The organism is Pusillimonas sp. ANT_WB101, assembly GCF_008369125.1.
In the GTDB taxonomy this organism is placed as follows: domain Bacteria; phylum Pseudomonadota; class Gammaproteobacteria; order Burkholderiales; family Burkholderiaceae_B; genus Allopusillimonas.
Genome location: NZ_VOAY01000002.1, coordinates 267802 through 287103 on the forward strand (window position 1 = coordinate 267802; position 19302 = coordinate 287103).

13 protein-coding genes are annotated in these 19302 nt (G+C 56.4%); 10 read left to right on the forward strand and 3 right to left on the reverse strand.

Going from position 1 to position 19302, the window contains the following annotated elements; translation table 11 throughout:
• The first annotated feature begins 15 nt into the window (after positions 1 to 15).
• The 4 genes from FQ179_RS10215 to FQ179_RS10230 all read left to right on the forward strand — a co-directional run bounded on the left by FQ179_RS10215 (position 16) and on the right by FQ179_RS10230 (position 3503).
• The gene (locus FQ179_RS10215) at positions 16 to 1554 is read left to right on the forward strand and encodes a sensor histidine kinase (RefSeq protein ID WP_149397205.1); all 1539 of its coding nucleotides are present in this window, start codon (positions 16 to 18) and stop codon (positions 1552 to 1554) included.
• Positions 1551 to 2159, forward strand: a complete 609-nt coding sequence (locus FQ179_RS10220; RefSeq protein WP_149397206.1) for a response regulator transcription factor — start codon at positions 1551 to 1553, stop codon at positions 2157 to 2159. The genes FQ179_RS10215 and FQ179_RS10220 overlap by 4 nt, the downstream gene beginning before the upstream one ends.
• Positions 2160 to 2247: 88 nt before the next feature.
• Positions 2248 to 2733, forward strand: a complete 486-nt coding sequence (locus FQ179_RS10225; protein ID WP_149397207.1) for a heme-binding protein — start codon at positions 2248 to 2250, stop codon at positions 2731 to 2733.
• A gap of 98 nt (positions 2734 to 2831) precedes the next feature.
• A complete protein-coding gene (locus FQ179_RS10230) occupies positions 2832 to 3503 on the forward strand; it encodes an ankyrin repeat domain-containing protein (RefSeq protein WP_149397208.1) in 672 nt (223 codons plus the stop codon).
• 76 nt (positions 3504 to 3579) lie between these two features.
• Here FQ179_RS10230 and FQ179_RS10235 read toward each other — a convergent pair whose 3' ends face one another.
• A complete protein-coding gene (locus FQ179_RS10235) occupies positions 3580 to 4323 on the reverse strand; it encodes a glutamine amidotransferase (RefSeq protein ID WP_149397209.1) in 744 nt (247 codons plus the stop codon).
• A 238-nt stretch (positions 4324 to 4561) separates the two neighbouring features.
• Here FQ179_RS10235 and FQ179_RS22280 point away from each other — a divergent pair, with 238 nt between their 5' ends.
• Complete coding sequence (locus FQ179_RS22280; RefSeq protein WP_188074577.1) at positions 4562 to 4741, forward strand: hypothetical protein; 180 nt, start codon at positions 4562 to 4564, stop codon at positions 4739 to 4741.
• Between the two features lie 7 nt (positions 4742 to 4748).
• Here the strand turns inward: FQ179_RS22280 and FQ179_RS10245 are convergent, their stop codons facing one another.
• A complete protein-coding gene (locus FQ179_RS10245; protein WP_149397210.1) occupies positions 4749 to 6278 on the reverse strand; it encodes a M81 family metallopeptidase in 1530 nt (509 codons plus the stop codon).
• Between the two features lie 16 nt (positions 6279 to 6294).
• Positions 6295 to 7293 carry a tripartite tricarboxylate transporter substrate binding protein gene (locus tag FQ179_RS10250; protein ID WP_149397211.1) on the reverse strand — a complete coding sequence of 333 codons (999 nt, stop codon included), beginning with the start codon at positions 7291 to 7293 and terminating at the stop codon, positions 6295 to 6297.
• A 124-nt stretch (positions 7294 to 7417) separates the two neighbouring features.
• Between FQ179_RS10250 and FQ179_RS10255 the strand changes: the two genes are divergently transcribed.
• From FQ179_RS10255 to FQ179_RS10275, 5 genes are all read left to right on the forward strand, one after another.
• Entirely contained in the window at positions 7418 to 8299 is an 882-nt protein-coding gene (locus FQ179_RS10255) for a LysR family transcriptional regulator (RefSeq protein WP_149397212.1), read from the forward strand.
• A 394-nt stretch (positions 8300 to 8693) separates the two neighbouring features.
• Complete coding sequence (locus FQ179_RS10260) at positions 8694 to 12875, forward strand: hypothetical protein (RefSeq protein WP_255474940.1); 4182 nt, start codon at positions 8694 to 8696, stop codon at positions 12873 to 12875.
• 9 nt (positions 12876 to 12884) lie between these two features.
• Positions 12885 to 17858 (forward strand): hypothetical protein, encoded by a 4974-nt coding sequence (locus FQ179_RS10265; protein ID WP_149397213.1) that lies wholly within the window; start codon positions 12885 to 12887, stop codon positions 17856 to 17858.
• Between the two features lie 199 nt (positions 17859 to 18057).
• The gene (locus FQ179_RS10270) at positions 18058 to 18660 is read left to right on the forward strand and encodes a chromate transporter (RefSeq protein ID WP_149397214.1); all 603 of its coding nucleotides are present in this window, start codon (positions 18058 to 18060) and stop codon (positions 18658 to 18660) included.
• Positions 18657 to 19232: a chromate transporter gene (locus FQ179_RS10275; protein ID WP_149397215.1), complete on the forward strand. Its 576-nt coding sequence runs from the start codon at positions 18657 to 18659 to the stop codon at positions 19230 to 19232. The genes FQ179_RS10270 and FQ179_RS10275 overlap by 4 nt, the downstream gene beginning before the upstream one ends.
• The last annotated feature ends 70 nt before the right edge of the window (positions 19233 to 19302 follow it).

Here is a 19302-nt window from a genome sequence, read left to right on the forward strand (position 1 = left end):
TGGGATAATCCTCCAATGATCTCTCGCCAACGTCCTTTATATGACAACCCATACCTTTCAATTCTGGTGTGGTGTCTTCTGGCGCTGCTTGCCTGCGGCATTCTGGCAATGTCAGAACACCGAGCGCTAATCAATGGGCTTACGGAAAAAAGCAATGCCCTATACAGGCTGATTTCTCAACGAGTCAGTCAACATGACGCTCATTTGACGGCATTATCGGCGATTGCCTCGGCGCACGGCGAACGCGATCACAGCCTGTTTCTTGATGTTGCAACGTCAATCACACATTTTTACCCCCGAATCGACGATGTTCAACTCGTCGCGCTCGATACACATGTTGCCAGCGCGGGCATCGCGCCGCTGGCTCCCGAACTTGAAAAACTGGTCTATTCGACAGCGAACGCACTCACAGGAAAAGTTGCGCTCATGCCAGACCCTCGGCAACCGCACCACTATCTACTGATAAAGCGCAGCCCAAACACGAACCTGGCCCGATATGGCCTGATGCTTGCCATTGATGCCGAGAAGCTGCTCGATGGAGCAGGCGCATTCTGGTTGCGGCCAGACGTTGTGCTTCGTTTGTCGTTACCGGATGGGCAGCCACTTGTTAGCTATCACTATGCACCTGAATTGATTCAATTTAGTAAGTCTATTGGCAGCACGTCCCAACCGCTACTACTCGAAACAGGTCTTAACATCGGCTGGGCCGACCTTTTACCACTCCTGCCCATGGCATTGATGCTGGTCGGTGTCACCCTCATCTATCTGGCCGCGTTGACGGCATGGCGGCTTAAAGCTCGTGCTCACGCAGCAGCAGCGCAGGCACGGGTCAATGCGTTGGAATCACGGCTGGCTCATGCGTCGCGCGTCAACGCACTGGGGGAGATGGCTAGCGGCCTAACCCATGAATTAACCCAACCGCTGACCGCAATTTTGGCGCAAACACAGGCTAGCAAACGGCTGATCACACTTGGAAAGTTCGACGCGCTGGAGTCTGTGCTGGACAGTACTATGGCCCAGGCAAGGCGGGCATCATCCATTTTGGACCGGTTTCGCAACTGGTCGCGCCCGCAGCGCGCCCCTGTTCTGGCCTTCGATCTGCGCGAGGCGTTGCACAATGTACAGGCACTGCTGCGCTCTAAAGCAATCGCTTACGGCGTGCGCATTACATTTTCCACGCCAGATAAGCCCGTACTCGTTATGGCAGACCCGGTTGAAATGGAGCAGGTCGTATTCAATCTTGCGCGCAACGCGATAGAGGCCCTGGAGGGCCAAAACAGCCACGGACGGGTGGTAGTAGTCTTAAAACAGAAGGCTAACCAGGCGGTACTCGATGTTTCCGACAACGGCCCAGGCATTGCACCCGAAATCCGTGACCAACTGTTTGCACCTTTTGCTACCACGCGAGAAGGTGGCACAGGACTTGGGCTGGCGCTCAGTAAACGACTCGTTGAGCGTATCGATGGGGAGCTTGTATTGGTCGACGAAGGCCCAGGCGCAACCTTCAGGGTTGTGATCCCATGCATTGCACCACGGCAGGAGAACGAACGATGACGCACCCCGTGTACCTTGTTGACGATGATGAAGCTGTACGTAATGCGCTGTGCCTGCTGCTTTCCACTGTTGGGGTCAAGGTTCAGGGTTTCGCCGACCCGGGGGTTTTTCTGGCTCACGCCGCTAGATTGCAGCCAGGCTGCCTGATTATGGATATTCGCATGCCCGTAATTTCCGGGCTCAAGTTGCATGAGCGGTTAGCTGAGCAAGGCATTGATTGGCCCACAATCATTATCTCGGGCCATGGGGACATTGACGCGTGCCGGCGCGCATTCCGCAACGGTGCCATTGATTTCTTATCGAAACCCATAGAAGAACAGGATCTCATCGACGCGATACAACGGGGACAAGACGCTCTCGACCGTATGTTGCGCCAGCGCGCGGAGCAGGCTGAAACACTGAACTTGTTGAAACTGCTCTCACCCCGCGAGTGCCAAGTGCTTGAACAGGTAACTCAGGGCTTTAGCACGCGCCAAATTGCGGATGCGCTAGGCCTATCACCGCGTACAGTAGAAACCCACCGGGCATCCATTGGTGCAAAACTGGGCACGACATCGCAGGCCGAGCTCACGCGCCTGTGGCTGGCTGGCCAAGCGACTCCGTAGATCTACGTAGGCCACCGCGAACCCTACGACTATCCGAACACTGAGCCGCAAGATAAGCTTTTATTACCTACTCTTGAAAGGAATAAAAATGATTCTAAAGCTCTCACTTGCTGCATTCCTGTGCGCCCCCATCCTGGCAACAGCGGCAACCCAGCTGCCCAGTTCGCCCTATCTGCCACTCGACCTGGCAACCAAAGCAGCACAAGCTGCACTTAAAGCTTGCTCGGCACAGGGTCACAACGTAAGTGTGGCCATCGTGGCACGCGACGGAGCAACCAAGGTGCTACTCAAAGCAGACAATTCCGGGCCTCACACCGCAAGCAGTGCGGAAGGCAAAGCCTTTACGTCCGCTGCACTGGGTCGTGACACCGCAGGGCTGGCCGAATTCATCGCGTCCAAGCCAGCAAATAACGGGCTGCGCGACATGGATTCACGCCTAATCATTCAGGCGGGCGGCTTGCCGATCAAATTTGACAAGGTATTGGTGGCAGGTATCGGTGTCGGTGGCGCGCCCTCTGGCGATATCGACGCTGGCTGCGCCGTCGAGGGCCTGAAGGCTATTGGTGCAGACTAAGCCAGACACAAACCTCGTGCAGTAATATGTTTGGCCGATGTCTGCGCACCCGTGCCGTGCCCACAGCAGCTACGTTTTTAATTCTTGGTGGAGGCCGTATGGCTAGATTCCTTGTAGCGATTGCCCGTGCCATGTTTTTGGCGCTTACTTGCACAAGCGCACTCGCTGGAGGGCCTATGAGCGACTATCCTTTACATGTTGCGGCTGCAAACGACAACGTCGCAGACATAGAAAAACTGCTTGCCGAAGGGGCACACATTGACGCCCGCGATGCCTCGGGCTCGACAGCGCTACTTGTTGCGACCAGAGGCAATAACGTGCGCTCGGCCAAAGCGCTCATCGATGCGGGCGCAAACGTCAATAAAAAAGACGATATTAACGATAGCGCCTACTTATACGCCGGCGCACGGGGGCATCTGGATATTCTGAACATGACCTTGACGCATGGCGCAGATCTTCAAAGTACGAATCGCTACGGTGGCACCGCGTTAATCCCGGCTGCCGAGCGGGGCCATGTAGAAACTGTACAGACACTGATTAATGCAGGGGTAAATATTGACCATGTGAACAATCTGGGGTGGACGGCCTTGCTGGAGGCCATCATTCTAGGACGCGGGGGTGAGCAGCACCAACAGATTGTGAGTATTTTGTTGGCGGCAGGCGCAAACCCCAATATTGCAGACCGAGATGGCGTAACTCCGCTTCAGCATGCGCGCTCACACGGTTATCGGGAGATTGAGGCCGCACTGCTCGCTGCGGGCGCAAAATAACTGAATCGCAAGCGTCTATAAGCAAGGTCTGCACACAACTAGCGTGTATGCCGTCAACAACTTATCAAGTTGTGGCTTAGGGTGAAACCAAACTACGACCATCCTCGTACAAGCGCGCAAACATCAAAAGAATCTGTCGGGCAAACGGCGCCTCTTTGATACCCGACCGTAGCTCAGAAACGTCGATGCCCTCCTCCCCAAGCACTGTTTCACGCGCATCAACAATTGCCTGGAGAATCTGTACAGTGAATTCAGGATGAAACTGCACCGAGAGTACGTTGGGCCCATAGCGCAAAATTTGATAAGCGTCGTGCGCAGAGCTGCCCAAGGCTTGCGCCCCGGGTGGCGGCGTGAGCACCGATTGCATATGCGTTAAGTGTGCATTGAACACGCGCGGTAGTTGGCCCAAAAACGGGTCTGCCTCGCCTTGCACATTCAGGGTGATCGGCAAGGTGCCGAGCTCCCCACCATCTGGATGGTAATCAACCACGCCACCCATGACATCTGCCATTAGCTGGTGCCCATAACAGACCCCCAGCAGGGGCTTGCCCGATTCAATTAAACCCTTAGCCCAGGCGCCGGTTCTATCGCTCCAGTCATCATGATCCGTCACCATAGACCACGAGCCTGTGATGACTGCCACCGAAAAGTCGGATTCATCCGGCAGCTCTTCTTGCAAGTCAGGTCGAACAACAATGATGTTCTGTGTCTGATGGCGTAATGCAGCGCGGAACCAGTCTGATTGCTCACCAAGCTGACGGCGCAATACGTCTGAGGGGCTGCCCATTTGCACAATAAGAAGAGGTGGTGCTTGTGACATGATGGGGAACTCCTGTGCGCTGTAATAAGGATGTGCGCTGTAATAAGGATGTGCGCGGCAAACTGCGCCGGGGCCTGTATTCATTGTGGCGAGCGGACGGGGTGGCGTCAATTGCAGATACTGTTTTTATTATTAGTCGGATCGCCCTGGATGACAACGATAAAATCCATGGCTTTAGCACAAAGAAGCGCCAAGCACTTGCCCAAATGCTTCTACGTAAAACCCAAGTAAGCACACCATGGCCAAACGCAATCTGTTTGCTGAACTGATAGAAGGCTTCGAAGCCTTGAAAAACTCGCGCGAGAATAGGGTTACTCTGCGCCAACATATCGTAGAAGCTGACTACAATCACTGCAACGGCACTGAAAGCTTCACCACAGAAAAGAAAAAGCGCGCCGCAAAAACCACGGCGCGCTGAAGTGTAGTTAAACGGCAGGTGCCACTAAGTACTCACCGTCATCCATTGTTGTGTGTGCATCAAGCGGGTATATGGGCCGGGCCAACCGCTGGAACGGGAACAGGTCATAGTCTGAACTGCAAACCCCAGGCCCGCTCACCAAGACAATTTGCCGTGCAAACGGTTCAAACCCGGCTCTGAAATGCTGCCGTGATTTAATCAGAACATATTTGCATTTGGCGGGGTCCACGCCAGCGTGCGTAAAGACGCCGGTGTCATACGGTTCTTGCGGTAGCTCCGAAACAAAAACCAGAACAGTACCCACCTTGAGCACGGCTGTGCGCCCCAGGCTTAGTTTTGTTCCGGTAAACATCGGGCCGGTCACTACATAGTTGCCATCAGTCAGCGTCTGAACCACCCCGGTAAGGGTCAGGGGTTCGCCCTTAAGGTTCAGGGCAGGCATGTCTGTCTTGCCCCCGAGGTTAATCGTCACCTCTGCGCCAACGCCTGCTTTAAACATAGCGTCTACAGTGGCAGGGTCACGAAATGGCCCGGCGACGACGTCTTGCAAGTCCTGGCGCATGACTTCTTCAAGAACCGCCATCACATCAGTAACGCCACCCGCGCCACAGTTATCACCGTGGTCAATCAGCAGTACTGGCCCCTCTTCCAGAGACTTGGCATACGAAATAGATTTCTCAACCGGTTCAGTAGGAAAGATAAAGTCGTCACGACGCTGCCAGGCCATGTTGGCAAGCTCATCTAGCAAGGCTTGCGCCTTGGCGGTGCTCTTGCTGTCAGACACAATCACAATCGACAGACCCGCATAAGGGATGTCAGACAAAGGAAACCCGCCAAACACCGACGCATTCATCACCTCTGCATCTGCCTCTGCCTGCATTGCCCGCGCCATGATGTCTTTCATAGGCTGGTGTTGCGGGGTTTGCCGCAGCATATGGGTGAGCATGGGCAGACGGCGCCACAAGATAACAGGTGAGTTCTGCCCTTGAAGCATCTTCATGATGCTGCGCCCTACCCTGGCACCGGTGTCATAGACGTCAATGTGCGGATAAGTACAGTAGCCCGCAATCACGGATGCATGCTCGATCAACGCCGAGCTGAAATTGGCGTGAAAATCAAGCGCAACACCGATAGGTACATGAGCTGGTACTACCTCACGCAAGCGTCGCAGCAACTCGCCTTCTGCATCTTCAAAACCCTCGGCAACCATGGCACCGTGCAGGTCAAGTAGCACAGCATCGCAACCGCCCCTTACTGTCTCCAGCACTGCATCGCACAGCGTCTCGAAGGTTTCGCGTGTAACGATCCCGCTGGGAACCGCGTTGGCGCACAGGGCAAAGTCAACCTCTGCACCCACTTCCCGGGCAAGATCCAGAAAAGCAGCTGCGGCGCTGTTGGTGCCCTGGCAAACCTGTATGGCCTGCTCTCCGTAAACCGGCCCGTCAACGCCCGTACCGCGGCGAAAATCTTTCAGGCTGGTAGCAACGGGCGAGAACGTGTTGGTCTCATGACGAATAAGGGCAATGGCAAATTTCATGATTTGATATCTCGAGTTACTGCTTTTCCAAGCCGGATTCTGCTACAAGCTTTCCATATCGTGCTGTTTCTTCATGCACAAACTCACGCGCCTTGGCCGGTTCCAGCATGACAGCTGAATAATTGAAGCTGTCCAATGCCTGGACAAAATCTTTATCTTTTACGCCTTCCTTCAAAACTGCATAGAGCTTGTCGATAACTGCTTGTGGCGTTCCGGTACGAACCACTACCGACAGATTTGCACGAACCGTCAATGCCTTGGGGTCGTCATAGCTTTGTGTTTCAGCCTGCGGGAACTCAGCCAGCGGAGTGCTCTGCAAAACAGCCAGAGGGCGAACTTTGCCGCTACGCGCATGCATGGCCGAAGAGCCTACTACGTCGATATGAGCGTCAGTCTGGCCACCAATCAGATCAGTAACAGCAGGAGGTGAGCCGCGGTAAGGAATGATCAGGAAATCAAGGTTATTGACACGCTGCCAATGATCCAGGGCCAAGTAGGCCGAGCCACCTATGGTGTTGACGCTAATTGACGCTTTGCCGGGGTTGGCACGGATGTACTCAACAAAATCTTCAAATTTCTTGAATTTGCTGTTGTCTTTGACGATCAACCAATGCGGGTAGTTGTTCAGCACCGTGACGGGCGTGAAATCTTTGTCACCGTCATAGCCTGGGTTTTTGAGCAACCAATGATTGATATTTAACGTGTTGTCGCTAGCCATGAATAATGTATGGCCATCAGACTTGTCGTTTAACACAGACGCGGCACCAATAATGGTTGCGCCGCCCGAAAGGTTCTCAACGATTACACGCGAGTCCGGGTATGCTTCGTTCACTTTCTTGGCAACCAGACGACCCAGCAGGTCAGCTGAACCGCCCGCAGGGTAAGGCACTACAACCCGCATAGTGCGGCTGGGCCATGCATCGTCGGCAGCGCTCGCGACCGGCGCAATCATGGCAGCGCCCATGGTGGTGGCAGCCAATAGCAATCCAGCCATTTTTCGACCTATATGTCTCATGTTTTGTCTCCTTTGTGTTCGATTTATCTGTTCTGAATCAAGATATGAGGGGTTAGTATGGAATTGATGGAGCATAATGTCTAATATATAATTAATAGCCTATCCATACGATATCGGTATACCTATGGACAAACGTAAGCTGCAATGCTTTGTCAGTGTTTTTGAAAAAGGAAGTGTGTCGGCAGCGGCCGAGGCGCTCCATATGACGCAGCCCCCGCTAAGCGTCATGATACGCAAGCTTGAAGACGACTTGGGCGTGTCGTTATTTAATCGTGAAGCAAATCGTCTGTTGCCAACGCCCACCGGCGAGCTCTTTTACCGGCGTGCAAAAGAGTTGCTCACCAGCATGAACGCCATACACCGAGAGCTGGACGAATCGCATAATGGTTCTCGCGGTACTGTCAGGGTTGGCTGTTCAACGGCTGCAAGCTTGTTCCTCATCCCCGCTGCCATGCAAGAAATCGCAGACAATAAGCTAAATATCACCGTTCATGTTCAGGAAGGCGAAACCGCCTATCTGGTGCAGCGCCTGCGAGACGGTCATCTCGACCTGGCCATTTGCCGTAGCCAGTACATTGCCGCAGATATCGAATCCTGTGCAGTAAAAACCGAATCATTGGTCGTGGCGCTTCCGCCCGGCCACCCGCTCGCCTCCAATGCCAGCATACGTATTGCTGATCTGAAGCACGAAACATTCTTTCTGCACAGCGCCCCGTCAGGCCGGGGCATTTCAGATACGTTGATCGCTGCGTGTCATGCAGAAGGGTACTCACCCAAGGTAGCCTACTGGGGCATAGAAACCCTGCCCATGCTGTTAATGGTGCAGCGTGGCCTGGGCATTGCCTTCGCCCCCGCCAGCTTCGGTGAGTTAGGGCTAAGCGGCATGCCCAAGCTCGTGCCGCTAAGAGATCCGGAAATCCATACGCATCTGAACCTGATTACGCTCAAACAGGCCAGAACACCGGCGACGGTGCAGCGGTTTATAGGTTTGCTTAATCGGGTGTAGCTAGCCTTCCTTGCGAAATGTCGCTTCCACGCCCCGAAACCATAACACTCGCCAACCAGCTTTTAGTAGCCAATGCCTGCCATTACAAATGAAGTCATCGTGCCCTCTACTGCAACTTCCTATTCTTCAAGGCTGGAACAGTTTTCTTTACCACCCCAGCGTAACCCCCCACCGCGACAAGCAGGACACTCCAATACGGGCCATACGGCCTAGGCCAAACGGCCCATACTCCGACACGCCCCAATGGGGCAAACCTGAACGCCGGCGTTCGCTTCGCTAAAAATAACGATTAGCAACGATTGCGGCGTTGACGCTCCCTAAGACTGGCAGTAGTATTTCTTTCAGTTCCAGCGGTATTCAGCTTGTATTAATCAGGCGAACGGGAGGCTGCGGGATGGTTACAAGAATAAAGAAGGTTCCGGTCGCCGTCCTGACTCCGGAACAACTCAATAAGATTCCACCATTCCTGCCGCTGGCACCGGACTACACCAGGAATTTCTTCGAAAAAACGCGCCCCGGGCAGGCAGTGGTGCGCGCCGACGATTTGCTGGCGTTACGCTTTGAGGCCAATAACCTCGCTATCGTCCCGGGTAGCCCGCCCCGCATTAAAAAGCAAGACAAGGGTGCAGCGACACTGATCGTGCACTTTCCGCCGCAGTCTATCGCCGAACAGGCTTTTTTCGAGACCACCCCAGGGGCGCCACAAGCAGAAAAACCGTCTGCTGCGCGTGCGCGTATTTCAGGCGAGTCTCGCTTGGCCTTCAAGGTGCCCGATGGTTTTGACGTACCTTATACACTTGAAGGTTTGCTTCAGGCGATAAGCACGCTGGAGCCGGCCGTAGTCTCCACGGCGCTGCCACCCCAGGCGCAACGCGCATCCTTCAATATTCGCGATCTGTTCGACACGCGAGTTGACACCCTGACCGCGCAGCAGCGCACGGCAGTCATCGGATTCGCATTTCGCAGCTTGCGTATCGCCGCGGTTCAGAACGATATCGCAACGCTGCGGATGCGCCAAATCTCCGTAGATACGAACGTGGTGCAGGCTGGCCGTGCGGGCTTGTCGGGCATTGAAATCATGCCTGACATGGTGGAGATCAGCGATGCGCTGCGCAGAGCACTGGATCGCCTTAACAAACAACCTGCCGCACCGACGGCAAAGCAGACTGCCATTGAGTTTCCATGGCGGCTCATCCTTAGCCCTCATGCCAATGAACGCTGGCAACACGCCGACACGCCTGTAACTTCACCTGCGACGCAGCGCACAGAACTATGGCACTCGCGCCTTTATGCCATGGACGCTGCCGGAAACCCAGTCCTGCCGCCCACGCATGACCCGCAAAGAACCGTGCGGGTGATCTGGGCAACCAGTGGGGAAGGCTCTTCCACAACCAAACCGCTCACCAAGACATTCCCTGGCAGTGACGAATTGCCGGCATCGAGCACATCACCGTTTCGCATGGCGATGACCGACAGGGACCGATACCAGATTGTTCATGAGACGTCGAATTTCTCTTTATCTAATTTCCAACCTACGCCCGTTGCGACTAACCTGCTTATGCTGTCCTCGCAGGGTGCATGGCTGGATTCACGCGGTTACTGGGACGCACCGGGACTGGATCTGGAGGAATGGGTACACAACGCCAGCATGGGCCGGGACCACTACGTGCGTATCGTCAACAAGGGGGTGCTGTTTCCCTTTGGCCATGCGGTCGTGGAGATAACGGTTACCGAGCGCAAGTTTCATAACGGCGCCCTCAAAAACGGCAAGCAAGTCATCGAGCAAGAACCGGGTAACGTGGCAGCCTTGCGCCAACGTAAGTTTCTTGTTGTTCGCGAACCCTTGCGCACCTTTGCAGACCCGACCCTGACAACCAAGGACAAGTCCGTAAAACTGCATCTTCAGATGCCTTTGACCAGCGTACGTCTGCTGACACACACCACGCCGAATCTGGATCCGGCAGCGTATATATCTGGCGCCGGAGAATCGTACTGGCCCGCGGTGAACACCAAACCGTTTGAGTTCGAGTGCGTGGCCACGGATCTGGATGGGCGGCAGCTTCGCTTCAGCCTGCCCATGATTTTCATGAAAAACTCCGCCGCCAGCCCGCACTCGACAAGGGGTTCAGTCTCGACACCGAATTTCGATCTGGCCGAAATCTATGCGACGAAAGTGGCCGAGTCGTGGCGCCAGGCTTCCAACTATTCACGGCGTCGGGCCAATACCCGCCAGCAACGCGTCACACTGGCGCGCAGCGCCAAGGCTGGCGATACCACGCTACAAATGGACGAGATTGAGTTCGATGCAGTGGTTGAGAGCAAAAACACCCAGCTGCGCAATTATTCGAACGATCTGACGCAGCCCCTCTTCTACCCCAGGATTGCGTCCGCTATCGTCCGTATTCCAGCTCTTACACAGCTTACCGGAAGCGCCAAGACCAATACTGTCTTGTGGAATGCCTATTATCTGAAGAATGATTTTTCAGCCGAGAATAAGGGCCAGGTGTTCCTGGATGTTCAGGACGAAGCAGGCATGGCGGCGCTGGACTTTTCCGTACAAGGAGACAGGTCTGGCGGCTTTGTGCAGCCTAACCTCAAGCCCAGTGCAATTTCTCGCCTGACAGGGCCAGTCTCTGGCAATGTGCAGAATTTCATCGCCGGCAAGATGGACGGCATGGACGCCTTTCCGTCATCGTTATCTGAACTACCCCTACCTTATCTATTTGGCTGCATTCCGCTGGGCGCCATCATCGAGTCAGTCACCAACCTTGCCGACACCCCCGATCGCGTCCCCAAATTCGTCAGCGAGGCCGCGACCCAGGCAGAAAGTTTCATCAACGACCTGGGCCGTCTGTATGGGCTAGCGTCCGGGCTGGGCGATCAGGCGGGCAATATTGCAGGCAGCGCCATACAGGCCATCGGACATACCGTTGAAGATGTTATCGCGCAGGGTAAAGGCTATGCAGCTGCCCTGGTCGCCCATGCTCAATCAGCGGTGCAGCAGGTGCAGACTGCGCTTGATAGTGTTGCGGTTGCGGTTCAGGCGCTGGAAGGCGCGAATATGGCTTCCCCGCCCGCGCTGACCAATATCAACAACACCGCCAACGCCGCCCGTACGGCGGTCGGCAAGCTGCGTACGGCTGCCAATACCAAGGTAAACGGCGTCTCGCTGCCAGCAGGCTTGCGGCAGAATCTGCTGCAGCTGTGCAATGTCGCAGACATCGTGCTGGACGATGTGCTGGGTCTGGCCTTGCTGTTTACACAGGGCAAAGTGGTCTATGCGGCACTGGACGATATCGTGGGCAATCCGCAGGTGTTCGGCGATTTGCTGGAAGACCCAGATGCGCTGGCGGACAAGCTGCAGGCACTGCAGACAGCACTTGCGCCCATGCGGGCGACCATTGCCGCATCGCATCTGCTCGATGGCGCACCACGCAAAGTATTGCTGGACGCCATAGACTCCACACTGCAGGTGCTGGAAGGTGCGGACGCCTTGCTTAATTTGCTGCAGATGCTCACGGGCGACGAACTGACCATACGTTTTGACTGGAACCCGCAGATTAAAAGCTGGAGTCTCGTGCCTGGCGCAGCACCTCTGTTCCGCGTCAATGACGTCCACGGTTTTCTTGTCGCAGTCGAAGCCAAGGTCAAGAAGAATGGCCAGAGCGCGCCCAAGCTTTCGGTGGTGTGCTCGCTCAAGAACTTTGATCTGGTCTTGATCGCTCCGGCAAGCTTTATTGAACTGAACTTCGAGAAAATCGAGTTCCGCATCGACACCGGCGCCAAGATGGATGTGGATGTGCTGTTGAACGACATCAAGTTCGTCGGCCCGCTGTCGTTCGTGGAAACGTTGCGTGACCTGATTCCGCTGGATGGGTTCTCTGACCCACCCCATCTGGACATCACCCCGCAAGGCATCGATGCGGGCTTTGATATTGCGCTGCCCAGCATAGGCGTGGGCATCTTTAATCTTTCTAATCTGAGCCTGGGCGCGGGCTTTACCGTGCCTTTTATCGGTCAGCCGCTGTCGGTACGCTTTAATTTCTGCACACGAGAACAACCCTTCAATCTGTCAGTGTGTATGTTTGGCGGCGGCGGCTTTTTCGGCATTACGCTGGACCCCAGCGGCATACAGTTGCTTGAAGCGGCGTTTGAGTTTGGCGCAAGCATTTCCATCAATCTGGGCGTGGCTTCGGGTGGCGTGCATGTTATGGCTGGTGTGTACTTCCGGATGGAGCAAGACGCGTGTTCGCTCAGCGGCTATTTCCGCCTGGGCGGCAGTGTGGATGTGCTGGGCCTCATTACCGCATCTATCGAGCTTTATCTTGAGCTGCACTATGAGTTCGAGACCGGCAAGGCCGTTGGCCGCGCGGAGCTGACGATAGAAATCGAGGTGTTCATCTTCTCGGGCAGCGTCACCGTAAAGTGCGAACGCAAGTTTGCGGGCTCGAACGGCGATCCTACCTTCCGCGATTTGATGGGGCTGAACCCAGCACTGGCTTTGCAAGACGAGCTGGCGCAGATAGACAGCCACTCCGACTACCCCTGGCGCGAATACGCCGAGGCTTTTGCGTAAGGACACCCTATGGCCAAGCAAACAATAGTCTGGACGGCACTGCCCAACGGACGCGCCACCGAAGGGCCTTATGCGGGCCAGTTGCGCATTTCCATTGTTGTGTCCCCACGCCTTACACCCGAATCGAGCGGCGAACAGGTGCTCAAGGCGTTCGAACCCTGGCGTGATTGGCCGTCCACGCTAGCCCATGCAAAACTCGCAGTTCGCGTGGATGGGCACACGGTGGAACTGGAGCGCAATACGTTTGCCGACAAAGGCCTCTGGAGGCAGCTCTTCACGGACGACACGCCGGTAAACGGCTTTACGTTCAAGGACATGAGCAAGATGAACCTACGCTCGTTTTCCGTGCGCAATGTATTGGGTTTCACCCGTCGACATTACGGACGCATGGCTGTTCAGGCGGCCAGCACGCATCCTACGCTTTTGCCCTGGCGCGATGCGCATCCGGATCTGCGGAATATGCTCACCGACTATGGCACCACGACACAAAAGGTGGATACCGATCGCGTACACCTGGAGATGATGAATCCAGGATTTAGCCGTTTACTGAACAAGAACGATAAGCGTGGGGTATCGCAGTATCTGGACGAGCTCGTGTTCAATCCGCAAAGCCGTTTCGGTGCTGACGTACCCGGCATAGGCGTGAATGCAAGCGGCGATCCGGTGACTAGCGGCAAATTCCCGGTACGTGCGCTGCCGCCGGACTGGATACGGCCAGATCAGGCGGTGGACCCGCAGATGGCCGCTCTCATGGGGCAGTGGAACACGGCTGCCGAATACACGCTTTATCAGGCCAACCGTTTTTACCAGCGGGCCAACGCTACAGACGCGCAACGCGCCATGCGACATCCTTCCATGGCCAATATTTCAGCCGCACCTGCCCTGCCGGACATGGATTTCCATCGCATTGTCGCCAGCTTCGGCGACTACCCCGCTGTCCTGCGGCGGCTGGGTCTGATCATTGATGCGTATCTTCCCCCCGACTCACCCATGGACGCGGCACTTGCCCACGCTGAACATGTTCAGGGTACGCTGCAGGTAATGGTCAGCTGGGATGAACCGCCTGCAGGGCTTATCAACGCCTGCCCTGCCAGCGCCTGGGAGGCAGACAAATTTAGCTTTACCGCGCGCGCCCGCACGGCAGATCACGCGCGCGGCATGCTGCAATTGCAATATGCCAGCGACCGCTGGTTGTCGGACAAACCACGCAGTCTTTTCGATGTGCATCAGGTCGATCCTGACGGATCGGCCCTGAAAACGGTGAATTTTGTACTGTCGGCGCAAAACCTGATCGGTAAAAGCTTGGTGCCTGGCAGTCATGGGGCAGTCACCTATACCACCGGTGATAAGCAGGCCCTGGCGGCTTTGCGATCCGGCGGTCTGGGGGTTTCGCGCCATGGCCGGGCCGGTGCGGTGGCGCAGAATGCAGCGGCGGCGGCGTTGAAGAATCAAGCGATTGAGGCCGGACCGACCAGCGCCGGCAAGATCACCCTGTTTGCCGAAGATCTCTTGCGCGGCTACAGAGTGGATGTTCAGCAGATCGACGCACAAGGCAAAAGCCGCTGGCACTCCCTGTGCCAGCGGCAGGGCGATTACCGTCTCATGGCTTCAGACCTTGCCCTTGATCTGCCCGACGACGAGGGCTATGTAAAAGGCGCGTCCACAAGCAGCGCCTTGCCCGGCGCGGACAACACGCAAAACCCGGGCGACCATTATCTGCACGAAACGCTTTTTCGCTGGGCAGGCTGGAGTCTGGTCGTGCCGCGACCGGGCCGCACACTGCGTTCGCGTAACGATCCCAATACAGGTGTGCAGACTGAAACACCCGAGTTGGTAAAGGATAGTGTTGTTGATGGCGGCAATGGGCTGGCGGTGCAGTTCAGGCCAGTTAAAGGCAGCCTGCCGCGCTTGCGCTTTGGCGCGGCCTATCGGTTTCGGGTCAGGTTGGCTGACCTGGCGGGCAATAGTCTGGATGTGGACGATCCTAACCTGGAAAACACCGACAACGCCACCGATCCGGTCGTCTATGGGCGCTTTGAACCGGTAGACCCACCCGCCATGCTGCAGCGCGCGCGCTGCAGCGAGGGGGAGTCGCTGCAGCACATGGTGATACGCAGCGACTGGAACGCAGACGCGGCCGAATATCTGCAAACGTCCGCATTTTCTGCCGCCATCGCTTTGCCCGCGTCGGCAGACTTTGAGTACACCAGCCAGAACGAACGGCATGTGGTGCCGCCCAAGTCGTCGCAACTGCAATGCGAGACACACGGCATGTTTGATGCCTATTGGTCTGGCCCGGATGGCTTCAAACAAGCCTACGCCATCGCCGCGCGCGAAGCCAACAGCTTGTATGACCTGCCGGCGGGCTCCCTCGAACTGGTGACACCATCCAGTGTCGCCAGTGTATCCACCACGACCACCCTACCCCCACGCCTGCCCTCCGAGGACAACCCGACCGGCGACCGCATGGCACCGGGAGAGTATGTGATTTTTCGTGGTGCCAGTGCGCAAACACCTTATCTGCCCGATTGCGCAGCGGGTGGCTTTGCCTTGCGAGCCATGCCCGGCCACGCCTTGCCGGGGGTGACAGAACCCAAAGTGCTGGGACCGAATGCCGTCATCGTGCTTTCGCCATCACAAGAGCTGGTGTTGCTGGTGTCTTACACGGGCCCCTGGCCCGATGCACAGGGTTTGCGGGTCGTGCTGGCCGAGCGCGCCATGATGGTGGCCGACCCATGCGCGGACACCTACAAAGACGATGGCCTGCCTGCCTGGGACGAAGCCAAGCGGGAGCTGACCTTGTTCGTACCCAAGGGGTATGTCGTGCGCCTGCGGTATTCCAGCTTTGTGCACCCTTCTTTCGTTGATGTGTTCGGGCTGCCGGCATGGACGGCGTCTGCGGCGGAAGCGGCATTCGTACGCGCCATGGCCAGTATGGGCTGTCTGTGGATGATGACGCCCTACAGGCCCCTGGTTCTGACCCACGCGACCCAACACCCCGTTTGCGAACCTCGCTGGATGGGCGAGGTCTCCGTCAATCGTGAGCCAGGCGCTCAATACGCCGACCTTTTCTCACGACTGCGCCTGCATGGGCCAAGCACAGGCAAAATCGAAATCCAGGCGCAATGGGAAGAGTGGATAGACGACCCCGAAGCGCCATCCCCGCGTCTGCACGCCTCGCAAGGCGCGCTGGGTGAAATCATGTTGCCCGAAAACGGCCCCTATCAAATCTCGCTCAACATGGCTGTGGATGCCCAAATGCCCGCGCCCCCAGTCAATCAGCTGGGCGACGCCGCGCCGCGCGCTCGGGGCGATCGGCATGAGTTCGGCGACACCAAGTTTCGCCTGATACGCTACGCGCTGTTGGCCACCACACGATTCAGGGAGTATTTCCCCGAGGCACTCTACGACCAGGCAGAGCAGGTGACGCGCCTTGGGCCTGCCGCACCCGGCCAGAATATGAAGACAGGTGCGGCGGACGACCCGGGCGCGCCTTTTCTGGAGATTGCCGGGACAGCACAGCAGACCATCGTGCCGGCCAGCGCGCCACCCGACAAACCCGATGTGCATTACGTCATTCCCACCTTCCAGTGGGAAGACAGCCAAGCCGGCCAAAACCGCAGCATCACGCGGTATGGCAACGGGCTTAGAGTCTGGCTGGGACGCCCGTGGTTCTCTTCAGGCAACGGCGAATTGCTGGGCGTCATCATCCATGGCGACGGCGACAATTTCGCGGGCATGGACGACGCGGTTAGCCATCATGTTACGCAATGGGGCATGGACCCTTTATGGGACTCCTCTTTGCCCAGCCATCGCAGCCGTGTCGCAGACTTTCCGGATCGCGTCACGGATGAAAAGATTGCGCTGCAAGAGCACCCCGACCAGTTGCTGCATGTGGTGGGCCACCGCGTACATTGGAATCAGGAACGTCAGCTCTGGTATTGCGACATTACGATAAACCCCGGCGCAGGCTATATGCCTTTTGTACGCCTGGCACTGGTGCGCTATCAGCCCAATGCCATCGACAGCGCCAAGGTGTCTCAAGTGGTGCAGTCGCAGTTTGCACAACTGCTGCCCCGTCGGCGCGCGGCGTTCAGCCGCAGCGGCGCCAAGCTGGATATCAGCCTGCATGGTTATGTACCTTCTGAAGGGCCCATGGCCTTTCTGCGGGATTCCGAGTACGTGGGTATCTCGTTCATTCCCGGCATCGGCCAAACCCCGGAAGCCGGCCGAAACAAGATAGAAGTCGTACTGCAACAGCGCGATGCCCAGATCGACAGCGATCTTGCCTGGAGCGATGTGTCGATACTGGCGAGCGGCCTGGCAGGCGAACCCGACCGTCAAGGACCTGTTGGTCCTGTGGGGCCAATCGGACCCGTTGGTCCTATAGGCCCTATAGGGCCGGTTGTACCCATTGGACCTATTGTACCCAGCAGTCCTATAAATCCCATAGGGCCGTTGAATGGGTTGAAAAACATTGTCCAGCCTGGGCTTGTGCAAGCTGCAGTAACACAGACGCGGTCGGGAGCCGCCGCATCGATATCGGTCGCTTCAACAAGCAAACAGACTGCAACGCCGACTGCCAGTGCCACGGCCCAAGCAGTCAAACAGGCAGGTGGAACTGCCTCAGTAAATACCGGCCAGATCGCAACGTCGACCATAAACACGGGAACTCAGAACACCAACCTGCCTGGCGCCGTGTTCCAGCATGTGGATATTGGCAGCCTGAATCTGGGCGGTATTGATCTGGGCCGTTTTGACCCGGGCAGACACATTCCGGACCTTGGTCAATTTCTCGACCCCGCGTTCTGGGCCGCCTCTGTCAGTATTCCCTCTGGCAGCAACGCCCCGCTGCGCATCGCGGTACGGGAATATGAACGTTTTTATACCGACTCGACCATAGCCGAAACACGCGCCGGCGCCAAACGTCAGCGCCGCATCATCGAGGAAAGAATGGTCTACTGCGTGTTTTACGTGATCTGAGAGAAGGCGCGGCAAGTTGTAAACTTCATCTTTTATCGCATTTTCACCGTATTAGCTTTCCGTGTCGGCATTGCGTCAATACAGGCTCTCAGACTTTGGGACGAGACCACGAACCTCGTGAGATCGACTGTTTCCTCGGCAACCTTGAGGTCTTCCAAGATGCGCATCAAACCATCGGAAGGGTCAGGAGAAGTCCGGCATGCAGTCCCACAGTCCAAATGAAGCTGACACCTGTTCGCCCCGCTCCCTGAGCGAACTATTTCTCTGCTTTACATGGCTGGCGGTGCAAAGCGTTGGAGGCGCCGCACCCGTCGCGCAGCGAGAGCTAGTCGAGCGCAAGCGTTGGCTTACCGCACAGGAGTTCCTGGACGACTGGACTGTCGCCCAGATTATGCCTGGGCCTAACGTTGTGAATCTGTCGTTAATCCTTGGGGATCGACATTTTGGCCTTCGAGGCGCGGCGGCCGCACTGGCAGGCATGACGGTGGTTCCTTTGTGCATCATTCTGTGCATTGCCGTCGCATACACCCAATATGCAAGCTACCCCGTTGTCGAAAACGCATTGCGAGGCATGGGTGCCGTCGCAGCAGGGCTGATAGTGGGCACCGGCCTGAAGCTGTTGAGCATGTTGAAAACGAATCCAATCGGGCTGCCAGTGGCGATATTTTTTGTTTTCACCACCTTTGTGCTTATCGCCATATTGCATTGGCCACTGCTCACGGTACTGCTCAGCGTCGGCATCACCGCAACCCTCTGGGCATGGGTACGCCTGCTTATATCTGAGGGGCGCAAAACACCATGAGCTGGCAACTAACACTGAGCGACTGGTGGTACCTTGTCTGGCATTTCCTATCTCTTTCACTGCTTACGGTGGGCTCCGGCGTACTCATTGTTGCGCCTCAGATCCACACCTTTCTTGTAAACAACAAGCATTGGCTCACCGAGATGCAGTTCAATTCGTCCATTACACTCGCCCAGACTGCGCCTGGGCCCAATATGCTGTACATCGCGTTGCTGGGCTGGAACGTTGGCATTAACGCGAGCGGATGGATTGGCGCATTTGTCGCGATGATGACGTCATTGTTAAGTATGCTGCTACCGAGCAGTATCGTGACACTGGCCGCAACAAGATGGGCACATAAAAATCGCCGAAAGCGCATCATACGAGCCTTCAAGGCAGGCATGTCGCCGATCAGCACCGCCTTACTGATTGCCACAGGCTGGCTGTTGATGCGCCCCTATAGCGATATGCAAAGCGACTGGCCATTATGGTGTACCACTGCAATCACCGCCTTGCTGGTATGGCATACCCGCATCCATTTGCTATTGCTTCTGGCAGCGGGTGCGGTGCTTGGGGCCCTGAATATTCTGTAATCATGCCTGCCCGTCCTGAGCACCGCCAATGCACATCAAGCCCGTCAATGCCCGTACTGCTCGCCGGGCT